Annotated in this window: 25 protein-coding genes; 24 read left to right on the top strand and 1 reads right to left on the bottom strand. The window is 61.8% G+C overall.

What is annotated here, in order from left to right; genetic code table 11:
- Positions 1-6: 6 nt before the first annotated feature.
- The 20 genes from CER19_RS14935 to CER19_RS14825 all read left to right on the top strand — a co-directional run bounded on the left by CER19_RS14935 (position 7) and on the right by CER19_RS14825 (position 17,795).
- Positions 7-1,383 carry a sigma-54 dependent transcriptional regulator gene (locus tag CER19_RS14935; RefSeq protein ID WP_116667128.1) on the top strand — a complete coding sequence of 459 codons (1,377 nt, stop codon included), beginning with the start codon at positions 7-9 and terminating at the stop codon, positions 1,381-1,383.
- Positions 1,384-1,646: 263 nt separating this feature from the next.
- Positions 1,647-1,976 (top strand): flagellar hook-basal body complex protein FliE, encoded by a 330-nt coding sequence (fliE, locus tag CER19_RS14925; RefSeq protein ID WP_003192959.1) that lies wholly within the window; start codon positions 1,647-1,649, stop codon positions 1,974-1,976.
- A 16-nt stretch (positions 1,977-1,992) separates the two neighbouring features.
- Complete coding sequence (fliF, locus tag CER19_RS14920) at positions 1,993-3,768, top strand: flagellar basal-body MS-ring/collar protein FliF (protein ID WP_073527109.1); 1,776 nt, start codon at positions 1,993-1,995, stop codon at positions 3,766-3,768.
- Positions 3,761-4,777: a flagellar motor switch protein FliG gene (gene fliG, locus CER19_RS14915; protein ID WP_003192957.1), complete on the top strand. Its 1,017-nt coding sequence runs from the start codon at positions 3,761-3,763 to the stop codon at positions 4,775-4,777. Before fliF ends, fliG begins: the two co-directional genes overlap by 8 nt.
- 10 nt (positions 4,778-4,787) lie before the next feature.
- Positions 4,788-5,552 carry a flagellar assembly protein FliH gene (fliH, locus tag CER19_RS14910; RefSeq protein ID WP_116666965.1) on the top strand — a complete coding sequence of 255 codons (765 nt, stop codon included), beginning with the start codon at positions 4,788-4,790 and terminating at the stop codon, positions 5,550-5,552.
- Complete coding sequence (gene fliI, locus CER19_RS14905; protein WP_003192955.1) at positions 5,542-6,900, top strand: flagellar protein export ATPase FliI; 1,359 nt, start codon at positions 5,542-5,544, stop codon at positions 6,898-6,900. Before fliH ends, fliI begins: the two co-directional genes overlap by 11 nt.
- Positions 6,901-6,903: 3 nt before the next feature.
- Complete coding sequence (gene fliJ / locus CER19_RS14900) at positions 6,904-7,353, top strand: flagellar export protein FliJ (RefSeq protein ID WP_003192954.1); 450 nt, start codon at positions 6,904-6,906, stop codon at positions 7,351-7,353.
- Between the two features lie 183 nt (positions 7,354-7,536).
- Positions 7,537-7,842 (top strand): STAS domain-containing protein, encoded by a 306-nt coding sequence (locus CER19_RS14895; protein WP_116666964.1) that lies wholly within the window; start codon positions 7,537-7,539, stop codon positions 7,840-7,842.
- Positions 7,839-9,557: a fused response regulator/phosphatase gene (locus CER19_RS14890; protein WP_116666963.1), complete on the top strand. Its 1,719-nt coding sequence runs from the start codon at positions 7,839-7,841 to the stop codon at positions 9,555-9,557. Before CER19_RS14895 ends, CER19_RS14890 begins: the two co-directional genes overlap by 4 nt.
- 30 nt (positions 9,558-9,587) lie before the next feature.
- Complete coding sequence (locus tag CER19_RS14885) at positions 9,588-9,935, top strand: Hpt domain-containing protein (protein WP_116666962.1); 348 nt, start codon at positions 9,588-9,590, stop codon at positions 9,933-9,935.
- 84 nt (positions 9,936-10,019) lie between these two features.
- On the top strand, positions 10,020-11,324 hold the full coding sequence (locus tag CER19_RS14880; protein ID WP_116666961.1) for a flagellar hook-length control protein FliK: 1,305 nt from the start codon (positions 10,020-10,022) through the stop codon (positions 11,322-11,324).
- Between the two features lie 210 nt (positions 11,325-11,534).
- Positions 11,535-12,035 carry a flagellar basal body-associated protein FliL gene (fliL, locus tag CER19_RS14875; protein WP_116666960.1) on the top strand — a complete coding sequence of 167 codons (501 nt, stop codon included), beginning with the start codon at positions 11,535-11,537 and terminating at the stop codon, positions 12,033-12,035.
- Positions 12,036-12,044: 9 nt separating this feature from the next.
- A complete protein-coding gene (fliM, locus tag CER19_RS14870) occupies positions 12,045-13,013 on the top strand; it encodes a flagellar motor switch protein FliM (protein ID WP_003192943.1) in 969 nt (322 codons plus the stop codon).
- Positions 13,014-13,056: 43 nt separating this feature from the next.
- Positions 13,057-13,524 carry a flagellar motor switch protein FliN gene (gene fliN / locus CER19_RS14865; RefSeq protein ID WP_003192941.1) on the top strand — a complete coding sequence of 156 codons (468 nt, stop codon included), beginning with the start codon at positions 13,057-13,059 and terminating at the stop codon, positions 13,522-13,524.
- A 1-nt stretch (position 13,525) separates the two neighbouring features.
- Complete coding sequence (fliO, locus tag CER19_RS14860) at positions 13,526-13,960, top strand: flagellar biosynthetic protein FliO (protein WP_116666959.1); 435 nt, start codon at positions 13,526-13,528, stop codon at positions 13,958-13,960.
- A complete protein-coding gene (fliP, locus tag CER19_RS14855) occupies positions 13,960-14,703 on the top strand; it encodes a flagellar type III secretion system pore protein FliP (RefSeq protein WP_003192937.1) in 744 nt (247 codons plus the stop codon). The genes fliO and fliP overlap by 1 nt, the downstream gene beginning before the upstream one ends.
- Before the next feature lie 4 nt (positions 14,704-14,707).
- Positions 14,708-14,977 carry a flagellar biosynthesis protein FliQ gene (gene fliQ, locus CER19_RS14850; RefSeq protein WP_003192936.1) on the top strand — a complete coding sequence of 90 codons (270 nt, stop codon included), beginning with the start codon at positions 14,708-14,710 and terminating at the stop codon, positions 14,975-14,977.
- Between the two features lie 4 nt (positions 14,978-14,981).
- Positions 14,982-15,767: a flagellar biosynthetic protein FliR gene (gene fliR, locus CER19_RS14845; protein ID WP_057700899.1), complete on the top strand. Its 786-nt coding sequence runs from the start codon at positions 14,982-14,984 to the stop codon at positions 15,765-15,767.
- Positions 15,768-15,770: 3 nt separating this feature from the next.
- Positions 15,771-16,907, top strand: coding sequence for a flagellar biosynthesis protein FlhB (gene flhB, locus CER19_RS14840; RefSeq protein WP_116666958.1), 1,137 nt, complete (start codon positions 15,771-15,773; stop codon positions 16,905-16,907).
- A 684-nt stretch (positions 16,908-17,591) separates the two neighbouring features.
- Positions 17,592-17,795: a cold-shock protein gene (locus CER19_RS14825; protein ID WP_116667127.1), complete on the top strand. Its 204-nt coding sequence runs from the start codon at positions 17,592-17,594 to the stop codon at positions 17,793-17,795.
- 112 nt (positions 17,796-17,907) lie between these two features.
- Here CER19_RS14825 and CER19_RS14820 read toward each other — a convergent pair whose 3' ends face one another.
- Positions 17,908-18,162, bottom strand: a complete 255-nt coding sequence (locus tag CER19_RS14820; protein WP_116666955.1) for a DUF6124 family protein — start codon at positions 18,160-18,162, stop codon at positions 17,908-17,910.
- A gap of 390 nt (positions 18,163-18,552) precedes the next feature.
- Here CER19_RS14820 and flhA point away from each other — a divergent pair, with 390 nt between their 5' ends.
- The 4 genes from flhA (at position 18,553) to fliA (ending at position 23,671) form a co-directional block, all read left to right on the top strand.
- Positions 18,553-20,667, top strand: coding sequence for a flagellar biosynthesis protein FlhA (gene flhA / locus CER19_RS14815; protein ID WP_116666954.1), 2,115 nt, complete (start codon positions 18,553-18,555; stop codon positions 20,665-20,667).
- Positions 20,668-20,678: 11 nt separating this feature from the next.
- On the top strand, positions 20,679-21,995 hold the full coding sequence (gene flhF / locus CER19_RS14810; protein WP_019818351.1) for a flagellar biosynthesis protein FlhF: 1,317 nt from the start codon (positions 20,679-20,681) through the stop codon (positions 21,993-21,995).
- 105 nt (positions 21,996-22,100) lie between these two features.
- Positions 22,101-22,934, top strand: a complete 834-nt coding sequence (fleN, locus tag CER19_RS14805; protein ID WP_003192912.1) for a flagellar synthesis regulator FleN — start codon at positions 22,101-22,103, stop codon at positions 22,932-22,934.
- On the top strand, positions 22,931-23,671 hold the full coding sequence (gene fliA, locus CER19_RS14800; protein ID WP_003192909.1) for an RNA polymerase sigma factor FliA: 741 nt from the start codon (positions 22,931-22,933) through the stop codon (positions 23,669-23,671). The genes fleN and fliA overlap by 4 nt, the downstream gene beginning before the upstream one ends.
- Positions 23,672-23,719 lie beyond the last annotated feature (48 nt).

The raw sequence follows: 23,719 nt of genomic DNA, 5'->3' as shown, positions 1-23,719 counted from the left end.
AGGATGATGGCTATCAAGGTTTTATTGGTGGAAGACGATCGCGCCCTGCGTGAAGCATTGGCTGACACGCTGCTGTTAGCGGGCCATGACTACCGTGCGGTCGGCTCTGCCGAGGAAGCCTTGGAGGCGGTCGAACAGGAACCCTTCAGCCTGGTGGTCAGCGACGTCAACATGCCCGGCATGGACGGCCACCAATTGCTCGGCCTGCTGCGGGTGCGCCAGCCGCAACTGCCGGTGCTGCTGATGACCGCCCATGGCGCGGTGGAGCGGGCGGTGGATGCCATGCGTCAGGGCGCGGCGGATTACCTGGTCAAGCCGTTCGAACCCAAGGCGTTGATCGAACTGGTCGCCCGGCATGCCCTGGGCGTGATGCCCGCCGCCGACGGCGATGGCCCGATTGCCTTTGAGCCGGCCAGCGCACAATTGCTGGAACTGGCAGCGCGAGTGGCGCGCAGTGATTCCACCGTGCTGATTTCCGGCGAGTCCGGCACCGGTAAAGAAGTGCTGGCGCGTTATATCCACCAGCAATCGGGCCGCGCCAAGCAACCGTTCATTGCGATCAATTGCGCGGCGATCCCCGACAACATGCTGGAAGCCACCTTGTTTGGCCATGAAAAGGGCTCGTTCACCGGCGCCATCGCGGCCCAAGCCGGCAAGTTCGAACAGGCGGACGGCGGCACCATCCTGCTCGACGAAATCTCGGAAATGCCCCTGGGCCTGCAAGCCAAGTTGCTGCGGGTATTGCAGGAACGTGAGGTGGAGCGCGTGGGCGCACGCAAGCCGATCCAGCTGGATATCCGCGTGGTCGCCACCACCAACCGCGACCTGGCGGGCGAAGTGGCAGCGGGGCGCTTCCGTGAAGACCTGTTCTACCGACTGTCGGTGTTCCCGCTGGCCTGGCGCCCATTGCGTGAGCGCCCGGCGGATATCATCCCCTTGGCTGAGCGCCTGCTGAACAACCACGTCAAAAAAATGAAGCATGCCCAGGCGCGTTTATCGCCCGAGGCCCAGGCCTGCCTGGTCAGTTACCCATGGCCGGGCAACGTGCGCGAGCTGGACAATGCCATCCAGCGTGCGTTGATTTTGCAGCAGGGCGGCTTGATCCAGCCCCAGGATTTTTGCCTGGCCATGGGCAATGGTGCTGCGCCGTTGCCCAGCCTGGCGCCAGCGCCGGTGGTTGCCGAGGCAGAATCGGCCGGTGCCCTGGGCGATGACCTGCGCCGCCGTGAATTCCAGATGATCATCGACACCCTGCGCGCCGAGCGTGGCCGCCGCAAAGAAGCGGCCGAGCGCCTGGGCATCAGCCCGCGCACCTTGCGCTACAAGCTGGCGCAGATGCGCGACGCCGGTATGGATGTGGAAGCCTATCTTTTCGCCACATGACCGCGCGCCAATACCGTTTGTTTGTAAGAGCGAGCTTGCTCGCGAAAAACGTCAACGATAACGCGTGCTTCCTGGATGCTCGCGGCGTCCATGAGTTCTTCGCGAGCAAGCTCGCTCCTACAAAAAAAACGTGCGGTAACAAGTTCGACAAGCTTTGTCGCCTTTTCTTACGACTTGCTCCAGAGCTGGCACCCTTGTTGCTACCACCCCTAGTAACCGCTGCGTAGTGTCAAAAAATTGCGGGTCGTCGGAGAGAGAAGGTCATGAGCCAGGGTATTGAGTTCAATCGGTTGATGTTGGATATGCGCGCCATGCAAATGGATGCCATGGCTCAACCGAAATCCGTCGCGCCAGCGCCGGAATTGGGCCAAAGCAATTTTGCCGACATGCTCGGTCAGGCAATCAATAAAGTCAGCGATACCCAGCAGGCGTCCAGCCAGTTGGCGACGGCTTTCGAGATCGGTAAAAGCGGCGTGGACCTCACCGATGTGATGGTCGCCTCGCAAAAGGCCAGTGTGTCCTTCCAAGCCTTGACCCAAGTGCGTAACAAGCTGGTTCAGGCGTATCAAGACATCATGCAGATGCCGGTTTAAGGACGAGATTTAAGTCATGGCTGAAGCAGTCTCCGACAACCTCCCCGCCAAGGCCGACGGCAAACCGCCGTTGTTTGGCCTGTCGTTCCTGGAAAACCTCTCGCAAATGACCATGCTGCGTCAGGTGGGCCTGATGGTGGGCCTGGCAGCCAGCGTGGCGATTGGTTTTGCCGTGGTGCTGTGGTCGCAGCAACCCGATTACCGCCCCCTGTACGGCAGCCTGTCGGGCATGGACTCCAAGCAGATCATGGAAACTCTCGCCGCCGCCGACATCGCCTACACCGTGGAGCCCAACTCCGGCGCGTTGCTGGTCAAGGCCGATGACGTAGCCCGCGCACGGATGAAACTGGCCGCCGCTGGCGTGGCGCCGTCCGACAGCAATATCGGTTTTGAGATCCTCGACAAAGACCAAGGCCTGGGCACCAGCCAGTTCATGGAAGCCACCCGCTATCGTCGTGGCCTGGAAGGTGAGCTGGCGCGCACCATTTCCAGCCTGAATAATGTGAAGGCCGCGCGTGTCCACCTGGCGATTCCGAAAAGCTCGGTGTTCGTGCGTGACGAACGCAAGCCCAGCGCCTCGGTCTTGGTCGAGTTGTTTGCTGGCCGCTCCCTGGAGCCTGGCCAGGTACTGGCGATCGTCAACCTGGTGGCCACCAGTGTTCCCGAATTGAGCAAGTCGCAAATCACCGTGGTGGACCAGAAGGGTAACCTGCTGTCCGACATGGCCGAAAACTCCGCACTGACCCAGGCCGGCAAGCAGTTCGACTACAGCCGCCGCATGGAAAGCATGCTCACCCAGCGCGTGCACAACATCCTGCAACCGGTATTGGGTAACGACCGCTACAAGGCTGAAGTGTCGGCCGATGTGGACTTCAGCGCTGTCGAGTCCACCTCCGAGCAGTTCAACCCCGACCAGCCGGCCCTGCGCAGCGAGCAGTCCACCAGCGAACAACGCACCGCCAGCAATGGCCCCCAAGGTGTGCCGGGCGCCCTGAGCAATCAGCCACCCGCGCCGGCCTCCGCACCGCAAACCACCGGGGGCGCCGCCGCTACCGCTGGCGCGATCCAGCCCGGCCAACCATTGCTGGACGCCAACGGCCAGCAGATCATGGACCCGGCCACCGGCCAGCCGATGCTTGCGCCATACCCTGCGGACAAGCGTAACCAGTCCACCAAGAATTTCGAGCTCGACCGATCCATCAGCCACACCAAGCAGCAACAGGGCAAGATCAATCGCCTGTCGGTGTCGGTGGTGGTCGATGACCAGGTCAAGGTCAACCCAGCGGACGGCGCCGTCACTCGCGCACCGTGGACGGCTGACGAACTGGCACGTTTCACCCGCCTGGTGCAGGACGCCGTTGGCTTCGACGCCAGCCGTGGCGACAGCGTCAGCGTGATCAACATGCCGTTCTCCGCCGAGCGCGGTGAAGTGATCGCTGACCCTGCGTTCTACACCCAGCCGTGGTTCTGGGACATCGTCAAGCAAGTGCTGGGGGTATTGTTCATCCTGGTGCTGGTGTTTGGTGTACTGCGCCCGGTGCTCAACAACATCACCGGTGGCGGCAAGAAGCAATTGGCGCTGGCCGGTGGCGACGTCGAGTTGGGTGGCATGGGCGGCCTGGACGGCGAACTGGCCAACGACCGCGTCAGCCTTGGCGGCCCGCAAAGCATCCTGTTGCCAAGCCCGAGCGAAGGCTATGACGCTCAGTTGAACGCAATCAAGAGTCTGGTGGCAGAAGACCCGGGCCGTGTGGCCCAGGTCGTGAAAGAGTGGATTAACGCAGATGAATGATCGAGCCGCTGTGGCCAAGCTGTCCCGGGTCGACAAAGCCGCCGTGCTGCTGCTGTCCCTGGGTGAAACCGACGCTGCCCAAGTGCTGCGCCACATGGGCCCTAAAGAGGTCCAGCGAGTGGGCGTGGCCATGGCGCAGATGCGCAATGTGCACCGTGAGCAAGTCGAGCAGGTGATGAGCGAGTTCGTCGAAATCGTCGGCGACCAGACCAGCCTGGGCGTCGGCTCCGACAGCTACATTCGCAAGATGCTCACCTCGGCCCTGGGCGAAGACAAGGCCAACGGCCTGATCGACCGCATCCTGCTGGGTGGCAACACCAGCGGCCTGGACAGCCTCAAGTGGATGGAACCGCGGGCAGTGGCCGACGTGATCCGCTACGAGCACCCGCAGATCCAGGCGATCGTGGTGGCCTATCTGGACCCGGACCAGGCCGGCGAAGTGCTTGGTCACTTCGACCATAAAGTGCGCCTGGACATCATCCTGCGTGTGTCGTCGTTGAACACTGTGCAACCGGCGGCGCTCAAAGAACTCAACACTATTCTGGAGAAGCAGTTCTCCGGCAATTCCAACGCCTCGCGCACCACCCTGGGTGGCATCAAGCGCGCAGCCGACATCATGAACTTCCTCGACAGCTCGGTCGAAGGCCAGTTGATGGACTCGATCCGCGAGATCGACGACACCCTGTCCGGCCAGATCGAAGACCTGATGTTCGTGTTCAACAACCTGGCCGATGTCGACGACCGTGGCATCCAGGCGCTGCTGCGCGAAGTGTCCTCGGACGTGCTGGTGCTGGCGCTCAAGGGCTCGGACGAAAACGTCAAAGAAAAGATCTTCAAGAACATGTCCAAACGCGCCTCGGAGCTGTTGCGCGACGACCTGGAAGCCAAGGGGCCGGTGCGCGTCAGCGACGTGGAAACCGCCCAGAAAGAAATCCTCACCATTGCCCGCCGTATGGCCGAAGCCGGAGAAATCGTTCTCGGCGGGAAGGGCGGCGAAGAAATGATCTAAGGCGCCTTGCATGTCGAATAAAGATGAGGCGCCCAGCGATCTGATTCGCGCACGGGATGTCGGCGGCTTCGACATCTGGTCGCTGCCCAGCTTCGACCCCCATGTGCCGCAGCCCGAGCCTGAACCGGTGGAGGAACCGCCGGCGGAAATGGAAGAAGTGCCGCTGGATGAAGTCCAGCCACTGACCCTCGAAGAGTTGGAAACCATTCGCCAGGAGGCCTACAACGAAGGCTTTGCGGCGGGGGAAAAAGACGGTTTTCGCAGCACCACCCTCAAGGTTCGCCAGGAGGCCGAAGCGGCGCTGGCCACCAAGCTGGGTAGCCTGGAGCGCCTGATGGGCAACCTGTTCGACCCTATCGCCGAACAGGACTCGCAGCTGGAAAAATCCATGGTCGGCCTGGTGCAGCACATCGCGCGCCAGGTGATCCAGCGCGAACTGGTGCTCGATTCCAGCCAGATCGAAGGCGTGATGCGCGAAGCCCTCAAGCTGCTGCCCCTGGGCGTCGGCAATGTGCGGCTGTACATCAACCCGCAAGATTTCGAACAGGTCAAAGCCCTGCGCGAGCGCCATGAAGAAACCTGGCGCATCGTCGAAGACGCCTCGTTGCAGCCCGGTGGTTGCCGTGTCGAAACCGAGCACAGCCGCATCGATGCAACGGTGGAAACCCGTATCAGCCAGATCATGGCCAAGTTGTTCGATCAACTGCATGAACAAGCCCTGCACCCCGCCGAGCCGGACCTGAGCGTTGACCTGGACGCCACCGATGCGCCTTGATCGCACCAGCTTCGCCAAGCGCCTGGGCAGCTACGCCGAGGCCACCGAGTTGCCCGGCCAGCCAATCCTCGAAGGGCGCCTGTTGCGCATGGTCGGCCTGACCCTCGAAGCCGAGGGCCTGCGCGCCGCCATGGGCAGCCGCTGCCTGGTGATCAACGACGACAGCTACCACCCGGTGCAAGTCGAAGCCGAGGTGATGGGCTTTTCGGGCAGCAAGATTTTCCTGATGCCGGTCGGCAGCCTCGCCGGCATTGCACCCGGCGCCCGCGTGGTGCCGCTGGCCGACACTGGCCGCCTGCCCATGGGCATGAGCATGCTGGGCCGCGTACTCGACGGGGCCGGCCGTGCGCTGGACGGCAAGGGCGGCATGAAGGCCGAAGACTGGGTGCCGATGGACGGCCCCACCATCAACCCGCTCAAGCGCAACCCCATCAGCGTGCCACTGGATGTGGGTATTCGCAGCATCAACGGTTTATTGACGGTCGGTCGCGGCCAGCGCCTGGGCCTGTTCGCCGGTACTGGCGTGGGTAAGTCGGTGTTGCTGGGCATGATGACGCGCTTTACCGAGGCCGACATCATCGTGGTGGGGCTGATCGGCGAGCGGGGCCGCGAAGTGAAGGAGTTCATCGAGCACAGCCTCGGTGAAGAAGGGCTCAAGCGTTCGGTGGTGGTGGCGTCGCCTGCGGACGATGCGCCCTTGATGCGTCTGCGTGCGGCGATGTACTGCACACGCATCGCCGAATATTTTCGCGACAAGGGCAAGAACGTCCTGTTGCTGATGGACTCGCTCACGCGTTTCGCCCAGGCCCAGCGCGAGATTGCCTTGGCCATCGGTGAACCGCCCGCGACCAAGGGTTATCCGCCATCGGTGTTCGCCAAGCTGCCCAAGCTGGTGGAGCGTGCCGGTAATGCCGAAGCCGGCGGTGGCTCGATCACCGCGTTCTACACCGTGCTGTCCGAAGGCGACGACCAACAGGACCCGATTGCCGACTCGGCGCGAGGTGTGCTCGACGGCCACATCGTGCTGTCGCGCCGCCTGGCCGAAGAAGGGCACTATCCGGCCATCGATATCGAAGCATCCATCAGCCGGGTGATGCCGGCGGTGGTCACGCCGGAGCATATGGCGCGTGCCCAGCAGTTCAAGCAGTTGTGGTCGCGTTACCAGCAAAGTCGCGACCTGATCAGCGTCGGCGCCTATGTGGCCGGTGGTGACCGCGACACCGACCTGGCCATCGCCTTGCAGCCGCAACTGGTGACCTACCTGCGCCAGGGTCTCAACGACAAGATCACCATGGGCGAGAGCCAGTCGCACTTGCAGTCTATCTTCGCCCCGGCGCCGGGCGGCTAAGCCATGGCCAACAGCCGCGCCGCCCGCCTGGCTCCGGTGGTGGACATGGCCGAAAAGGCCGAGAAAGCCGCCGTGCAGCGCCTGGGCTACTTCCAGGGCCAGGTGCGCCTGGCCCAAAGCAAACTGGGCGACCTGGAGCGCTTTCGGGGCGAGTACCAGCAACAGTGGATCGAGCGCGGCAGCCAGGGTGTATCCGGCCAGTGGCTGATGGGGTACCAGGGCTTTCTCAATCAGCTTGAAACCGCCGTTGGTCAGCAACGCCAGAGCCTGGCCTGGCACGAGGCTAACCTCGACAAAGCCCGCGAGGCCTGGCAACAGGCGTTTGCCCGGGTCGAGGGGCTGCGCAAACTGGTGCAGCGCTACATCGACGAAGCGCGAGCCATCGAAGACAAGCGCGAGCAAAAACTGCTCGATGAACTCTCCCAGCGCCTTCCCCGCCCAGAACAGTTCTAACCGGCACCACAAATCCAGTGTGGGAGCTGGCTTGCCTGCGAAAGCGGTGGTTCAGTTAAAGTTTCAGTGGCTGACACGCCGCCTTCGCGGGCAAGCCCGCTCCCACAGTTGATCCACTGTGTTGCTCAGATGCGGTTCAACTGCTACACCTTGTGTCTAGTGCAATGACAAGGAAGCAGTCACATGTCAGTCGAGTCAGAAGTATCCCTGGATGGGAAGAAGTTGACGATCGCAATCAAGGGCCGGTTCGATTTCGGCAGCCACCAGGCATTTCGGGAGGCCTACGAGCGTTTCTACAAGGTCCCGGAGACCTATATCGTCGACCTCAAGGATGCCACCTACATGGACAGTTCAGCCCTCGGCATGCTGCTGTTGCTACGTGATCATGCCGGCGGCGATGACGCCGAGGTCTGCGTGACGAACAGCAACTCCGACGTGCGCAAGATCCTCGCCATCTCCAACTTCGACAAGCTGTTCGACATCAGTTGAGCGCCTTGGCCCCGGTCCTTGAAGCGCTGACCATCCTGATCGCCGAAGACAGTGCCGCCGACCGCCTGTTGCTGGCGAGCATCATCCGCCGTCAGGGCCATCAGGTGCTGACTGTCAGCAATGGCGCCGAAGCGATTGAGGTGTTTGCCCGCGAGCGTCCGCAACTGGTGTTGATGGACGCGCTGATGCCGGTGATGGACGGCTTCGAAGCCGCGCGGCAGATCAAGCAACTGGCGGGGGAGGCGCTGGTGCCGATCATCTTCCTCACGTCGCTGCGCGAAAGCGAAGCCCTGGCCCAGTGCCTGGACGCCGGTGGCGATGACTTCCTGCCCAAACCCTATAACCCCTTGATCCTGGCGGCGAAGATCAACGCCATGGACCGCCTGCGCCGCCTGCAGGCCACGGTTATGCAACAACGTGACCTGATCGCCAGGCACCACGAGCACCTGATGCATGAACAGCGGGCGGCGAAGGCGGTGTTCGACAAGGTCGCCCATTCCGGTTGTATCAACGCCGCGCCGAATATCCGCTACCTGCAATCGCCTTATGCGCTGTTCAACGGTGACCTGTTGCTGGCTGCTTACACACCGTCCGGCGATATGCACGTGCTGCTAGGGGATTTCACCGGCCATGGCCTGCCGGCTGCCATCGGTGCCATGCCCCTGGCTGAGGTGTTCTACGGCATGACCGCCAAGGGCTATGGCCTCACGCAGACCCTGCGGGAAATGAACGCCAAGCTCAAGCGCATCCTGCCGGTGGACATGTTCTGCTGTGCCACCTTGCTGTGCCTGAGCGCCCAGCGGCGGGCGGGGGGAGTGTGGAACGGCGGCATGCCCGAAGGCTATGTGCATGAAGTCGCCACGGGCAGGCGTACGCCGTTGATGTCGCGGCACCTGCCCTTGGGGGTATTGGCGGCAGAGGCGTTCGATGACAGTACCGAGGTCTGGCCCATGGCGCTGGGCGACCGGGTATTCTTGCTCTCAGATGGTGTGCTGGACACCGCTGACGCCAACGATCAACTGTTCGGTGCCGAGCGCTTGCAGCAGGTGTTCGCCGCCAACCGCGAGCCCGACCGCCTGTTCGAGGACATCGAGCAGGCCCTGGCGGCCTTTCGCGGCCAGGCGCGCGATGACGTCAGCATGGTCGAGATCACCTTGCAGGCGGGCCAACCCTTGCGGGCGGCCGAACCGATGTATGCCGACAGCGGCCAGTCGTGCCCGCTGGATTGGTCGGTGAGTTTCGAATTTCGCGCCCAGACCCTCAGGACCTACAACCCGCTGCCATACCTGCTGCAACTGCTGTTGGAGATCCACGGCCTGCGGGAGCAGAGCGGGGCGCTTTACAGTGTGATGGCCGAGTTGTATTCCAATGCGCTGGAGCATGGCGTGCTGGGCCTGGACTCACGGCTCAAGCGCGATGCCCAGGGATTTGCGCAATATTATCGCCAGCGTCATGAGCGCCTCGCGCAGTTGGACAGTGGTTACGTGCGCGTGCATGTACAGGTGGTGCCCACCGACAAGGGCGGCAAATTGAGCTTGCGCCTCGAAGACAGCGGGCAGGGTTTTGATGTGGAGCAGGAGCTGGCACGCCCCGTGGACATCGACCGTCTGTCTGGTCGGGGCCTGAGCCTGGTGCGTCAACTGAGCAACGCGGTACGCTGGTCTGATGGTGGGCGCAGTGTCTGCGTGGAGTTTTGTTGGGAGGCTCTGGCATAATCCGCCGATTCTTGATCAAGGAGCGAGCAAGTGGCTGAGCATCATTTGGACACCAAGGTATTATCGGATTTACAGGAAGTCATGGAGGGCGAGTACCCCATGCTGCTGGACACCTTTCTGACTGACTCTGAAGAACGCGTCAACGCGTTGCGCAAGGCGCGGGACGACGCCAAGGCGTTGGGGCAGATAGCGCATAGTTTCAAGGGCAGCAGCTGCAATCTCGGGGCGGTACGGTTGGCGAAGTTGTGTCAGCGCTTGGAGACAGCGTCCATCAAGCATGCTTCGGACTTGGGGGCGTTGGTGGATCAGATTGATCATGAGTTTGCGCTGGTGCGCCCGCTGTATGAGCATGAGCGGGAGCGGTTTTCTGGGGTTTGATATTTTATCGGCCTGACTTGGCCCGACTCTTGCTCTAACTCCACAGACTGCATCCCCGACCCCATGCAGTGGAGACCCTTACTTATGCCAGTCGCCCCCAATTCGCTCCTTCAGGCTGCCACCGCGGCCAAGCCTCAGGCGCCGGCCGCCACGCCTGCGGTAGCGCCAGCGGCCCCGCGGGACAAGGGCGCTGGCTTCGCTCAAGTGTTTGCCAAGCAAGCTACCAAGCCGCAGGCCAGGAGCGACGACGCGCCGGCCAAGCCGGTGCGCGACAAGGCGTCTGATGCCAGCGCCAAACCGGCCACCGGCAGCGATAAACCTGCCGCCAGCGCGCCCGCGGTTGCCGATAGCGGCAATCCCTTGCCTGCCAAGCCGGCCAAGAGCGACGACCACGCTGACAGTGAGGGTGAGCAACCTGCCGACCCGTCCCTGGCGCAGCAACCGGTGGCCGACCCGGCGCTGGTCGCCGCCGTGACGCCCGTGGCGGTCCCTGTGCCCGTACAAGCGCCTGCCGTTACTGCCGCAGATGACAACGCCCAGCCGCTCATTGCTGTGACCGAGGAGCCCAAGCAGCCGGCCTTCGACCCGCAGGCTGATCCCCTGGATTCGATGCCGGCCGTGCGCCTGGCGATGGAGCAGGGCGGACACGTCTCGGCCAGCAGCCAGGCGCCGCAGAAAGCCGCGCCCACCACTCAGGACCAGCCGACTGCCGCGCAGAGCTTTGCCGCCGGCCTGGCCAACATGGTTGACCAGCAAGCCACCAAGGACAGCACCGACCAGGGGGGCGACAAGGCCTTCGGCGCGCTGATTGATGACGGCCTCAAGGACCTCAAGAACGCCAGCAGCGACACCCGTGTGGATGACTTCGCCAACCGCCTGGCTGCGCTGACCCAGGCGGCCACGCCGAAAACCGCGAATGCCTTGCCGCCCGTCACCAACGCGCCCCTGGCCATGCACCAGAGCGGCTGGACCGAAGAGGTGGTCAACCGCGTGATGTACCTGTCCAGCGCCAACCTCAAGTCGGCCGAGATCCAGTTGCAGCCCGCTGAACTGGGGCGCTTGGATATCAAGGTCAATATGACGGCGGACCAGCAAGCCCAGGTCAACTTCATGAGCGGCCATGCGGTGGTGCGTGAAGCGCTGGAAAGCCAGTCTGGGCGCTTGCGGGAGATGTTTGCCCAGCAGGGCATGGGGCAGGTGGATGTGAACGTGTCCGACCAGTCACGGGGCCAGGAGCAGCAGCAACAGCAGGGCCAGGCGCGGGGCGTCAGTGGCAGCGGCAGGCGTACTGACAGCGGCGACGCCGGTGGCCCTGTGGACGTGGCCGAGGTGGCGGCGCCAGTGAGCCAGAGCGTGATCGGCTCCAGCGCGGTCGACTACTACGCCTGACTTCCTGCTCAAACCCGCTCAGTGTGGGAGCTGGCTTGCCTGCGATGGCGGTGGAACAGTGACACACATGTGCACTGACCCACCGCCATCGCAGGCAAGCCAGCTCCCACATTTGATTTCGGTTGTCTTGGCCTAAGCCAACTCTGGCATAACACTTGCTCTTGCCTTGCCATAGATCTACGAATCCCCGAATAGTGACGGATTATTGGCATGGCGAAGAGTGACGACGCAGCAACTCCCCCCGCAGGCAAAGGCAAGCTCAAGCTGATCCTGTTGATTGTGCTGGGCCTGCTTCTGGCCATCGGTGCCTCGGTGGGCGGCACCTGGTACATCATGCACAGCAGTGCGAGCAAACCGGCGCCCGCCGCCGAAACCGCCGCGAACGTCAAGCAACCGGCAATCTTCGAGCAGATGCTTCCGGCCTTTGTCGCCAATTACAACCAGAATGGTCGTCAACGCTACCTGCAGGTGAGCATCACCTTGCTGGCGCGCAACCAGGCGGACCTGGATGCCCTCAAGGTGCATATGCCGGTGATCCGCAACAACCTGGTGATGCTGTTCTCCGGGCAGAGCTTCGACAGCCTGGCCACGCCAGTCGGCCAGGAAATGCTGCGCCAGAAGGTCACTGCCAGCGTGCAGGAAGTGGCCCAGAAAGAACTCGGCAAAGTCGTGGTCGAGCAGGCGCTCTTCACTAACTTCGTATTGCAGTAGGATCACGACATGGCCGTGCAAGACCTGCTGTCCCAGGATGAAATCGACGCGCTGTTGCATGGCGTGGACGATGGTCTGGTACAGACCGAAATGGCTGCCGAACCCGGCAGCGTCAAAAGTTATGACCTGACCAGCCAGGATCGCATCGTGCGGGGACGCATGCCGACCCTGGAGATGATCAACGAACGCTTTGCCCGCTACACCCGCATCAGCATGTTCAACATGCTGCGCCGCTCGGCGGACGTGGCCGTGGGCGGTGTGCAAGTGATGAAGTTCGGTGAATACGTGCACTCGCTGTACGTGCCCACCAGCCTCAACCTTGTCAAGATCAAGCCGTTGCGCGGCACTGCGCTGTTCATCCTCGACGCCAAGCTGGTGTTCAAGCTGGTGGACAACTTCTTCGGTGGCGACGGCCGTCACGCCAAGATCGAAGGGCGTGAGTTCACCCCCACCGAACTGCGGGTGGTACGCATGGTGCTGGAGCAGGCCTTCATCGACTTGAAGGAAGCCTGGCAGGCGATCATGGAAGTCAACTTCGAGTACATCAACTCGGAAGTGAACCCGGCCATGGCCAACATCGTCGGCCCCAGCGAAGCCATTGTGGTGTCGACCTTCCACATCGAACTCGATGGCGGCGGCGGCGACCTGCACGTGACCATGCCTTATTCGATGATCGAACCGGTGCGCGAAATGCTCGACGCCGGCTTCCAGTCCGACCTCGACGACCAGGACGAACGCTGGGTCAAGGCCCTGCGCGAAGACCTGCTGGACGTCGATGTGCCGCTGAGCGCCACCGTGGCCCGCCGCCAGTTGCGCCTGCGGGACATTTTGCACATGGCGCCAGGGGACATCATCCCCGTCGACTTGCCGCAAGAGTTGATCATGCGCGCCAACGGCGTGCCGTCATTCAAGGTCAAGCTCGGTTCCCACAAAGGCAACCTGGCGCTGCAAGTGGTTGAGCCGATCAACCGCCGCTGATTCAACCCTAATTCATGATTGTTTGCTGCGCCGAGGACATGTAATGGCTACCGAACACGAAAACACTTCCGCCGAAGACCAGGCCCTGGCTGACGAGTGGGCTGCGGCCCTGGAAGAAACCGGCGATGTTGGCCAGGACGACATCGACGCGCTGCTGGCCGCCGACGCCGCCACCGCGCCGGCCGGCAACCGTCTGGCTATGGAAGAATTCGGCAGCGTGCCGAAGAACAACGACCCGGTGAGCCTCGACGGCCCGAACCTGGATGTGATCCTCGACATCCCGGTGTCGATTTCCATGGAAGTGGGCAGCACCGAAATCAACATCCGCAACCTGTTGCAGCTCAACCAGGGTTCGGTGATCGAGCTGGACCGTCTGGCCGGCGAGCCGTTGGACGTGCTGGTCAACGGCACCCTGATTGCCCATGGCGAGGTGGTGGTGGTCAACGAGAAGTTCGGCATCCGCCTGACCGACGTGATTAGCCCGAGCGAACGCATCAAGAAGTTGCGCTGAGATGAAGTACTCGATGGCGGGACTGTTGCTGGCGCTGCCATTGAGCGCCCTGGCGGCTGAGCCGGTGGCGCAGGTGGCTGCGGCGCCAGCGGTCGGCAGCGTCGGCGGGCAGTTGACGCAACTGGTGCGGGGCCTGTTGCTGGTGATCGGCCTGATCTTCGTGCTGGCCTGGTTGATGCGCCGCGTGCAGCGCATCGGCCCGGGCAACGGCCAGGTGATCGAGCTGGTGGGCTCGCGCGCCCTCGGCCCGCGTGACCGGCTGGTGCTGGTGCAGGTGGGCGAGGAGCAGATCCTGCTCGGCATCACCCCCGGCCGCATCACCCCGCTGCATGTACTCAAGACCCCGGTGGACGCGGTCAAGACCGAAGCCGCCACGCCAGAATTCGCCCAGCGCCTGATGGAGTTGCTGGGCAAGGATCAGAAGGATAAGAAGTAATGCGCGTTTTGTTGACGCTCATGCTGTTGCTGGCCGCGCCGATGGCCCTGGGCGCCGACCCGTTGTCGATCCCGGCGATCACCCTGGGCACTAATGCGGCGGGCGCGCAGGAATATTCGGTCAGCCTGCAGATCCTGCTGATCATGACGGCGCTGAGTTTTATCCCGGCGTTCGTCATGCTGATGACCAGCTTTACGCGGATCATCATCGTCTTCTCGATCCTGCGCCAGGCCCTGGGCCTGCAGCAGACACCGTCGAACCAGATCCTCACCGGCATGGCGCTGTTTTTGACGCTGTTCATCATGGCGCCGGTGTTCGACAAGGTGAACCAGCAAGCCCTGCAACCTTATCTGGCGGAAAAACTCACGGCCCAGGATGCGATCGACAAGGCCCAGGGCCCGATCAAGGACTTCATGCTGTCGCAAACCCGCTCCAGCGACCTTGAGCTGTTCATGCGCCTGTCCAAGCGCACCGACATCGCCACCCCGGACCAGGCGCCGCTGACTATTCTGGTGCCGGCGTTTGTCACCTCCGAACTGAAGACCGCGTTCCAGATCGGCTTCATGATCTTCATCCCGTTCCTGATCATCGACCTGGTGGTGGCGAGCGTGTTGATGGCCATGGGTATGATGATGCTGTCGCCGTTGATCATCTCGCTGCCGTTCAAGATCATGCTGTTTGTGCTGGTGGACGGCTGGGCGCTGATTATTGGCACCTTGGCCGGCAGTTTCGGAGGGGTATAGCGCTATGACGCCAGAAGTCGCTGTCGACCTGTTCCGTGAAGCGCTGTGGCTGACCACCCTGATGGTCGCCGTGCTGGTGGTGCCGAGCCTGTTGGTGGGCCTGCTGGTGGCGATGTTCCAGGCCGCCACCCAGATCAACGAACAGACCTTAAGCTTCCTGCCGCGCCTGCTGGTGATGCTGGTGACCCTGATTGTCGCCGGCCCGTGGCTGGTGCAAACCTTCATGGAATACATCCTGCAGTTGTACGGCAGTATTCCGCAGTTGATCGGCTGAGCCGATGCAATCCTTGCTGGCCTTGACCGACACCCAGATCAGTACCTGGGTGGCCTCGTTCATCCTGCCGCTGTTTCGCGTCACGGCCATGCTGATGGCCATGCCGGTGTTTGGCACCACGTTGGTACCGCGTCGTGTGCGCCTGTATTTCGCGGTGGCGATCACCGTGGTGATCGTGCCTGGCCTGCCGCCGATGCCGCCGGTGAACGCCCTCGACCTGAGTGCCTTGCTGCTGATCGCCGAACAGATTCTGATCGGCGCCATGCTGGGGTTTTCCCTGACCCTGTTTTTCCAGGCTTTCGTGGTCGCCGGGCAAATTATTTCGATCCAGATGGGCATGGGCTTCGCGTCCATGGTCGACCCCACCAACGGCGTGTCGGCGGCGGTGATCGGGCAGTTCCTGACCATGCTGGTGACCTTGCTGTTTCTGGCCATGAACGGTCACCTGGTGGCGTTCGAAGTCTTGACCGAAAGCTTCACCACCTTGCCGGTGGGCTCGGGGTTGGTGGTCAACCATTTCTGGGAGCTGGTGGGGCGCCTCGGTTGGGTGCTGGGCGCGGCGCTGTTGCTGGTGTTGCCGGCGATCACGGCGCTGCTGGTGGTCAATATTGCCTTTGGCGTGATGACCCGTGCGGCGCCGCAACTGAACATCTTCTCGATTGGTTTCCCGCTCACCCTGGTGTTGGGTATGGGGATTTTCTGGGTCGGCCTGGCTGACATTCTCAATCAGTATCAACCGCTGGCGACCGACGCCTTGCAGTTCTTACGTGACCTGGCACGGGCGCGCTGAGCCATGGCCGAGAGCGAGAGTGGTCAGGACAAAACAGAAGACCCCACGGAGAAACGTAAAAAGGACTCCAGGGAAAAGGGCGAGATCGCGCGCTCCAAAGAGCTCAACACCTTTGCCACCATGATCGCCGGCGCAGGCGCCTTGCTGATCTACGGCGGTGGCCTGGCGCTGGACCTGCTGGAGATGATGAAACACAACTTCAGCTTGCCGCGCGAAGTGTTGCTCAACCCCGATGCCATGGCCCAGTACCTGCTGCACCCGGGCAAAAACGCGCTGCTGGCGGTGCAGCCGATCTTGATCACCTTGCTGCTGGCCGCGCTGATCGGCCCGGTGGCCCTCGGCGGTTGGCTGTTTGCCGCGGGCAGCATGGCGCCCAAGTTCAGCCGCATGAACCCGGGGGCGGGGCTCAAGCGCATGTTCTCTGCCAAGGCCCTGATTGAATTGCTCAAGGCCCTGGCCAAGTTTTTCCTGATTCTGTTCGTGGCCTTGGCGGTGTTGTCGTCCGACATCGACGATTTGCTGCGCATCGCCCATGAGCCGCTGGAGTCGGCGATCATCCACAGCGTGCAGGTGGTGGGCTGGAGCGCGCTGTGGATGGCCCTCGGGCTGATCCTGATCGCCGCCGTGGATGCGCCGATCCAGCTGTGGGAAAGCCACAAGAAACTGCTGATGACCAAGCAGGAAGTGCGCGACGAGCACAAGGACCAGGAAGGCCGTCCCGAGGTCAAGCAACGCATCCGCCAGCTGCAGCGGGAAATGTCCCAGCGCAAGATGATGGCCTCGGTGCCCGACGCCGACGTGATCATCACCAACCCGACCCACTACGCCGTGGCCCTCAAGTACGATCCCGAGAAGGGCGGCGCGCCGATGCTGCTGGCCAAGGGCAGCGACTTTACCGCGTTGAAAATCCGCGAAATCGCGGTGGCCAACGACATTCTGTTATTGGAGTCGCCAGCATTGGCGCGCTCGATTTTCTACTCCACCGATCTGGACCAGGAAATCCCGGCCGGCTTGTACCTGGCCGTTGCCCAGGTACTGGCCTACGTTTACCAGATCCGCCAATACCGCGCCGGCAAGGGCAAGCGGCCTGATCCGCTCAAGGATCTACCGATTCCGCCGGACCTGCGTCGCGATTCCTGAACGCTCCTACAGAGAGGGCTGTTTACCTGTCAACTTTGACAGTAGCCATTACGCCGCCTTCACTGTTTGATACAGCGATGAGACGCGCAACCGTGCGCGGCTCGGGAGGCGGTGATGGATAGGGGTACGGTCAGGTGGTTCGATGCGGTCAAAGGCATCGGCTTTATTGCCCGGGATCGCGATGGCAACGAGGTTGCCGTTCAGTCGACAGGCGCTCAACGCGGTGACGTTCCACCCCCCCTTCCCAAGCCGCGAAAACCCCGCAAGCGCAAAAAAACATTGGATGCATGAATCGTCTGCTGCGCCACCGCTAGCACCTATCGGCAGCTCGCGTCTACCTGTCAACTCTGACAGTAGCCAAAGCACGTTCCCCGTTGTTCTATGACTGAACCAAACACTGCACGTATGTAGTTAACGAGAGGCAGGGAGAGCGGGATTGAAGGTGGCTACAGGGACTGTCAAATCCTATGACTGGATCAGGGGCGATTGGCTGATCGGGCTGGATGACGGGACAGAAGAGGTATTTATCAATCGCAAGGATTGGCGCTGCACCGCGCTGTCGGTGGGTAAGCGTCTGAGGTTTCAAATGGTCCATCGGCCCAAGGGCATCTATGCGTTGCCCGTCAGGGTGCATCACCGGGGTGGGTTGGGTTCTGAGTAAGGGTAAGGAGAGCGGCAATGGCAATGGCAATGGGTACCGTGAAATGGTTTAACGCGGAGAAGGGGTTTGGCTTTATTGCTCAGGAGGATGGAGGGGATGACGTTTTCGTCCATTACTCGGCAATCCAGTTGCAGGGGCACAAAACCCTGGAGGAAAACCAAAAAGTAGAATTTGACATCGTGCAAGGGTCAAAAGGCCCTCACGCTGAGAATGTGCGGCCAGTTTAAAAACTGGATCACATGTGGGAGCTGGCTTGCCTGCGATGGCTGACTCACAGCCAATATCCTGGTGCCTGACACACCAGATTGCAGGCAAGCCAGCTCCCACCCTTGTCCCGTACTATGCGCTGCTTGCTCTGCCCGCCATTGCGGCGCCAAGGTGCAGGCGATCAGCCAGTAACTGCGCCAGTTCGATCAACTGCGCAACACCGAGCAATTCCTCTCGTTTCGAACCTTCCAGGTCAAAGGCCAGGTCGCAGCTCAGCGCATTGGCCGAAGCAAGTGTTTCACTGAGGTTGACCAGCAGGTTTTCGGTGCTGATGCCGTCGGCTACGGTAAACAGCCGGGTGGGGGAATTTGGGGCGTGTTTGATCACTGTGAAGCTCCTTTTACTGAAAGGGAGATGGTGCTTTTGCTCCTAGGTAATCCGGGCCGCGACGCCCGTCCGCTGCGTTTGCAGCGGTGTACGGAGACTAGAGAGCGAGTTTCCTAGGGGCAACCCCAAATCCTTATCGGAAATTTCCTCGATACCCGAGGTACACACAAATGCAACTGTGGGAGCTGGCTTGCCTGCGATGACCGACTCACAGCCAGTATCTCAGTGACTGGCCCACCGCAATCGCAGGCAAGCCAGCTCCCACACTTGAATCGGCTCGTCCCAAAACCAAAGTTGGAAGGCTTCTTGCACCCCCGCCTCCAAGTCGCCCTCCAGCGTCAAAACTTTGCTTCAAGGACCCGAGGAATACCGGTGGTAGATCGCTCTCAAATGCTCAACACGGCCCGTGGCACCCTGACTGACCTGTCGCGGGGCAATCTGGGTGTGCCGTTGTTGTTGCTGGTGATGCTGGCAATGATGATGTTGCCGATGCCGCCGTTTCTGCTCGATGTGTTCTTTACCTTCAACATTGCCCTGTCCGTGGTGGTGTTGCTGGTGTGCGTGTACGCCCTGCGTCCGCTGGACTTCGCGGTATTCCCGACGATTCTGCTGGTGGCGACCCTGCTGCGCCTGGCGTTGAACGTGGCCTCCACGCGGGTGGTGATGCTCCACGGCCAGGACGGCCACGCCGCCGCCGGTAAGGTGATCCAGGCCTTCGGTGAGGTGGTGATCGGCGGTAACTACGTGGTCGGTATCGTGGTGTTCGCGATCCTGATGATCATCAACTTCGTGGTGGTGACCAAGGGCGCCGGGCGGATTTCCGAGGTGAGTGCGCGGTTTACCCTGGATGCGATGCCTGGCAAGCAAATGGCCATCGACGCCGACCTCAATGCTGGCCTGATTGACCAGAACCAGGCCAAGTCGCGCCGTGCGGAAGTCGCCCAGGAAGCCGAGTTCTACGGCTCCATGGACGGCGCCAGCAAATTTGTGCGCGGCGACGCCATCGCCGGCCTGTTGATTCTGTTTATCAACCTGATTGGCGGCATGGCGGTCGGTATCTTCCAACACGGCATGACCTTCGGCGATGCCGGCAAGGTGTACGCCTTGCTGACCATTGGTGACGGTTTAGTGGCGCAATTGCCATCACTGTTGTTATCCACAGCGGCGGCGATCATGGTCACCCGTGCTTCGGGCTCCGAAGACATGGGCAAGCAGATCAGCCGTCAGATGTTCGCCTCGCCCAAGGCCCTGGCCGTGGCGGCGGGCATCATGGCGATCATGGGCATCGTGCCGGGTATGCCCCACTTCTCGTTCCTGAGCATGGCGGCCCTGGCTGGCGGCGCAGCTTACCTGTTCTGGAAAAAGCAGAACGCGGTCAAGGTCCAGGCCCAGCAAGAGATTGCCCGCCAGCAGGATCTGCTGCCATCCCCGGCCCGCGCCCAGGAAACCAAGGAACTGGGCTGGGACGATGTGACCCCGATCGACATGATCGGCCTGGAAGTCGGCTACCGCCTGATCCCGTTGGTGGACCGCAACCAGGGCGGGCAACTGCTGGCGCGAATCAAGGGCGTGCGCAAGAAGCTGTCCCAGGACCTGGGTTTCCTGATGCCCACCGTGCATATCCGCGACAACCTCGACCTGGCCCCTAGCGCCTATCGCCTGACCCTGATGGGGGTGATCCTGGCCGAAGCCGAGATCTACCCGGACCGTGAACTGGCGATCAACCCCGGCCAAGTGTTCGGTACGCTCAACGGCATTACCGCCAAAGATCCGGCTTTCGGCCTGGAAGCGGTGTGGATCGAAGTCAGCCAGCGCAGCCAGGCGCAGTCCCTCGGTTACACCGTGGTGGATGCCAGCACCGTGGTCGCCACGCACCTCAACCAGATTCTCTACAAGCACTCCCACGAATTGATCGGCCACGAGGAAGTCCAGCAATTGATGGGCTTGCTGGCCAAATCGTCGCCAAAACTGGCCGAAGAACTGGTGCCGGGCGTGCTGTCGCTGTCGCAGTTGCTCAAGGTGTTGCAAGCGCTCTTGGCCGAACAGGTGCCCGTGCGCGACATTCGCAGCATTGCCGAGGCCATCGCCAACAATGCCGCCAAGAGTCAAGATACTGCCGCTCTGGTGGCGGCGGTGCGTGTCGGCGTGTCCCGCGCAATCGTGCAAAGCATTGTAGGGACTGAGTCCGAGCTGCCTGTGATCACCTTGGAACCCAGGTTGGAACAAATATTGCTCAATAGTATTCAGAAGGCAGGGCAAGGCCAGGAAGAGGGCGTTTTACTGGAGCCAAGCATGGCTGAAAAGCTGCAGCGTTCGTTGATCGACGCCGCACAGCGCCAGGAAATGCAGGGCAACCCGGTGATCCTGCTGGTGGCTGGCCCGGTTCGCGCGATGTTGTCGCGGTTTGGACGCCTGGCTGTACCGAATTTGCACGTATTGGCTTACCAGGAAATTCCTGACAATAAGCAAGTGACTATCGTCGCGACAGTTGGGCCCAATGGCTGAGGTAGTGGGTTATGCAAGTTAAGCGTTTTTTCGCCGCCGATATGCGTCAGGCCATGAAGTTGGTCCGCGATGAGCTGGGCGCCGATGCCGCGATTATCGGTAACCGTCGGATTGCCGGCGGTGTCGAGCTGACGGCTGCCCTGGATTACACGCCCCAGGCGCTGGCCCCGCGCGTGCCGAACATGGAACTCGAAGACGAGCTGCGCAAGACTGCCTCGCGCATTGTGTCGGCCCAGGCTGAACTGAGCATGCGCGGTGACAGCGATGCCAGCACCAATCGCCAGTTGTTCGCCGGCCTGCCGCTGACCGCCGCTGAGCCTCTGGTTGAACCCACCTTTGTCGAACCGCCGCGTCCTGCAGCGCCTGCCCCGGCCGCCGCAGTGGACCAGCGTGTGATCGACTCGATGCGTTTTGAACTCAACGGCCTGCGTGAATTGCTCGAAGTGCAGCTGGGCTCGCTGGCCTGGACCCAACTGCAAGGCAGCAAGCCCCAGCAAGCCAACCTGTGGCGTCGCCTGCAACGCATCGGCCTGTCCGGCCCATTGTCCCGCGACCTGCTGGCCCTGACCGCCGAAGTCGAAGAACCCCGCCAGGCCTGGCGCATGTTGCTGGCGCATTTGGCGCGCATGATCGCCACGCCGGAAATCGAACCTTTGGAAGAGGGCGGTGTGATCGCCATGGTCGGCCCCGCCGGCATGGGCAAGACCACCACCCTGGCTAAGCTGGCCGCCCGTTATGTGCTTAAGTACGGCGCACAGAATATCGCGTTGGTGAGCATGGACAGCTACCGCATCGGCGCCCAGGAGCAGCTCAAGACCCTGGGCCGCATCCTCAACGTGCCGGTAACCCATGTCGACCCGGGCCAGTCCCTGGCCAATGCCCTCGAGCCGTTGCTGCGCAAGCGCGTGGTGCTGATCGACACCGCCGGCCTGCAAGCCAGCGACCCAGCGCTGCGCATGCAGCTCGAAAGCCTGGCCGGGCGTGGCATCAAGTCGAAAAATTACCTGGTGCTTGCAACCACCAGCCAGAAACAGGTTCTTACCGCTGCCTATCACAGCTACAAGCGTTGCGGCCTGGCCGGCTGCATCCTCACCAAGCTCGACGAAACCGCGAGCCTGGGCGAGGTATTGAGCCTGGCCATCAGCCATGAATTACCGGTTGCCTACCTCACCGACGGGCCGCGGATCCCGGATGATCTGCATCTGCCGCGCCGTCATCAGTTGGTCAGCCGTGCCGTGAGTGTGCAAATGCAAGACGAGCCTAGCGAGGAAGCGATGGCCGATATGTTCGCCGACCTTTACCACCACCCGGCTAAACGGGTGGGTTGAGGCAGGATGAACACCGTGAAATGTACCTACATCGATGGTCTGCAAGCGATTCACGCGGCCAAGCCATGTAGCCTGCGTCTAAGCAAGACAAGGTAAAGAAATAAAATGGGCAGCATGCATCCCGTACAGGTGATCGCGGTGACCGGCGGCAAAGGTGGCGTCGGGAAAACTAACGTGTCAGTGAATTTGTCCCTGGCCCTGGCAGAGCTTGGCCGTCGCGTCATGCTGCTGGATGCTGACCTGGGCTTGGCGAACGTGGACGTTCTCCTGGGGCTGACACCCAAACATACCCTGGCCGATGTGATCGAGGGCCGCTGTGAGCTGCGCGATGTGCTGCTCCAGGGCCCCGGTGGCATCCGCATCGTGCCGGCGGCCTCGGGTACCCAGAGCATGGTGCACCTGAGCCCCGCGCAGCATGCCGGGTTGATCCAGGCGTTCAGTGATATCGGCGATAACCTCGACGTGCTGGTGATCGACACCGCCGCCGGGATCGGCGAGTCGGTGGTCAGCTTTGTGCGCGCCGCGCAGGAGGTGCTGCTGGTGGTGTGCGACGAACCCACTTCCATCACCGACGCCTACGCGCTGATCAAACTGCTTAACCGTGACTACGGCATGAACCGCTTTCGCGTGTTGGCCAACATGGCCCAGAGCCCGCAGGAAGGGCGCAACCTGTTCGCCAAGTTGACCAAGGTCACGGATCGCTTCCTCGATGTGGCTTTACAATACGTCGGCGCAGTTCCCTATGACGAGTGTGTGCGCAAGGCCGTGCAAAAGCAGCGTGCGGTCTATGAAGCGTTCCCTCGTTCGAAATGCGCACTGGCGTTCAAAGCCATTGCCCAGAAGGTCGATACCTGGCCGTTGCCCGCCAACCCGCGGGGGCATCTGGAGTTTTTCGTCGAGCGTTTGGTGCATCAGACGAGCGCAGGACCGGTGCTATGACATCCAGCGGCTACAACCTTTACAAAAAGTCGGCACGTGACAGCCAGGGCGAATTGATCGAGCGCTATGCGCCGTTGGTCAAACGCATTGCCTATCACCTGTTGGCGCGCCTGCCCGCGAGTGTGCAGGTTGAAGACTTGATCCAGGCCGGCATGATCGGCCTGCTTGAAGTCTCGACCAAATACGACGCCAGCAAGGGTGCCAGTTTCGAAACGTATGCGGGTATCCGTATCCGTGGCGCGATGCTCGATGAAGTGCGTAAAGGCGATTGGGCGCCGCGTTCGGTACACCGCAATACGCGCATGGTCAGTGATGCAATTCGTGCAATTGAAGCAAAAACCGGTCGTGACGCTAAAGATCATGAAGTTGCGGCCGAACTCCAATTGAGTCTCGACGATTACTACGGGATTTTGAACGATACCTTGGGCAGCCGCCTGTTCAGTTTCGACGACCTTTTACAGGACGGCGAACACGAAGGGCTGCACGAGGACGGCGCGAGCGCGCATACGGAGCCGTCGCGCGACCTGGAAGATGAACGTTTCCAGGGCGCGTTGGCCGATGCAATCGCCAATTTGCCGGAGCGTGAGCGGCTGGTGCTGGCGCTGTACTACGACGAGGAGCTGAACCTCAAGGAAATCGGTGAGGTCCTGGGGGTCAGCGAATCGCGTGTCAGCCAGTTGCATAGCCAGTGCGCAGCCCGCTTGCGGGGGCGATTGGCCGAGTGGCGCGCGCGCTGACAGGCAGTGTGGGGGCACTGCAGATGCTGCCGTGAGATCGCAAGGTTT

This window comes from Pseudomonas sp. GL93 (assembly GCF_003408955.1).
In the GTDB taxonomy this organism is placed as follows: domain Bacteria; phylum Pseudomonadota; class Gammaproteobacteria; order Pseudomonadales; family Pseudomonadaceae; genus Aquipseudomonas; species Aquipseudomonas paracarnis.
This window is presented reverse-complemented; position numbering and strand designations above follow the sequence as displayed.

Excerpts from the sequence above, each read along its gene's own strand:
- fliF (WP_073527109.1), top strand. The coding sequence starts at position 1,993 with ATGGCTGAAGCAGTCTCCGACAACCTCCCCGCCAAGGCCGACGGCAAA.
- flhA (WP_116666954.1), top strand. The coding sequence starts at position 18,553 with ATGCTCAACACGGCCCGTGGCACCCTGACTGACCTGTCGCGGGGCAAT.
- fliO (WP_116666959.1), top strand. The coding sequence starts at position 13,526 with ATGAAGTACTCGATGGCGGGACTGTTGCTGGCGCTGCCATTGAGCGCC.
- fliE (WP_003192959.1), top strand. The coding sequence starts at position 1,647 with ATGAGCCAGGGTATTGAGTTCAATCGGTTGATGTTGGATATGCGCGCC.
- fliA (WP_003192909.1), top strand. The coding sequence starts at position 22,931 with ATGACATCCAGCGGCTACAACCTTTACAAAAAGTCGGCACGTGACAGC.
- flhB (WP_116666958.1), top strand. The coding sequence starts at position 15,771 with ATGGCCGAGAGCGAGAGTGGTCAGGACAAAACAGAAGACCCCACGGAG.
- CER19_RS14935 (WP_116667128.1), top strand. The coding sequence starts at position 7 with ATGGCTATCAAGGTTTTATTGGTGGAAGACGATCGCGCCCTGCGTGAA.
- fliN (WP_003192941.1), top strand. The coding sequence starts at position 13,057 with ATGGCTACCGAACACGAAAACACTTCCGCCGAAGACCAGGCCCTGGCT.
- fliP (WP_003192937.1), top strand. The coding sequence starts at position 13,960 with ATGCGCGTTTTGTTGACGCTCATGCTGTTGCTGGCCGCGCCGATGGCC.
- fliQ (WP_003192936.1), top strand. The coding sequence starts at position 14,708 with ATGACGCCAGAAGTCGCTGTCGACCTGTTCCGTGAAGCGCTGTGGCTG.
- CER19_RS14825 (WP_116667127.1), top strand. The coding sequence starts at position 17,592 with ATGGCAATGGGTACCGTGAAATGGTTTAACGCGGAGAAGGGGTTTGGC.
- fliR (WP_057700899.1), top strand. The coding sequence starts at position 14,982 with ATGCAATCCTTGCTGGCCTTGACCGACACCCAGATCAGTACCTGGGTG.
- flhF (WP_019818351.1), top strand. The coding sequence starts at position 20,679 with ATGCAAGTTAAGCGTTTTTTCGCCGCCGATATGCGTCAGGCCATGAAG.
- fleN (WP_003192912.1), top strand. The coding sequence starts at position 22,101 with ATGGGCAGCATGCATCCCGTACAGGTGATCGCGGTGACCGGCGGCAAA.
- fliL (WP_116666960.1), top strand. The coding sequence starts at position 11,535 with ATGGCGAAGAGTGACGACGCAGCAACTCCCCCCGCAGGCAAAGGCAAG.
- fliJ (WP_003192954.1), top strand. The coding sequence starts at position 6,904 with ATGGCCAACAGCCGCGCCGCCCGCCTGGCTCCGGTGGTGGACATGGCC.
- fliH (WP_116666965.1), top strand. The coding sequence starts at position 4,788 with ATGTCGAATAAAGATGAGGCGCCCAGCGATCTGATTCGCGCACGGGAT.
- CER19_RS14880 (WP_116666961.1), top strand. The coding sequence starts at position 10,020 with ATGCCAGTCGCCCCCAATTCGCTCCTTCAGGCTGCCACCGCGGCCAAG.
- fliM (WP_003192943.1), top strand. The coding sequence starts at position 12,045 with ATGGCCGTGCAAGACCTGCTGTCCCAGGATGAAATCGACGCGCTGTTG.
- CER19_RS14895 (WP_116666964.1), top strand. The coding sequence starts at position 7,537 with ATGTCAGTCGAGTCAGAAGTATCCCTGGATGGGAAGAAGTTGACGATC.
- fliI (WP_003192955.1), top strand. The coding sequence starts at position 5,542 with ATGCGCCTTGATCGCACCAGCTTCGCCAAGCGCCTGGGCAGCTACGCC.
- fliG (WP_003192957.1), top strand. The coding sequence starts at position 3,761 with ATGAATGATCGAGCCGCTGTGGCCAAGCTGTCCCGGGTCGACAAAGCC.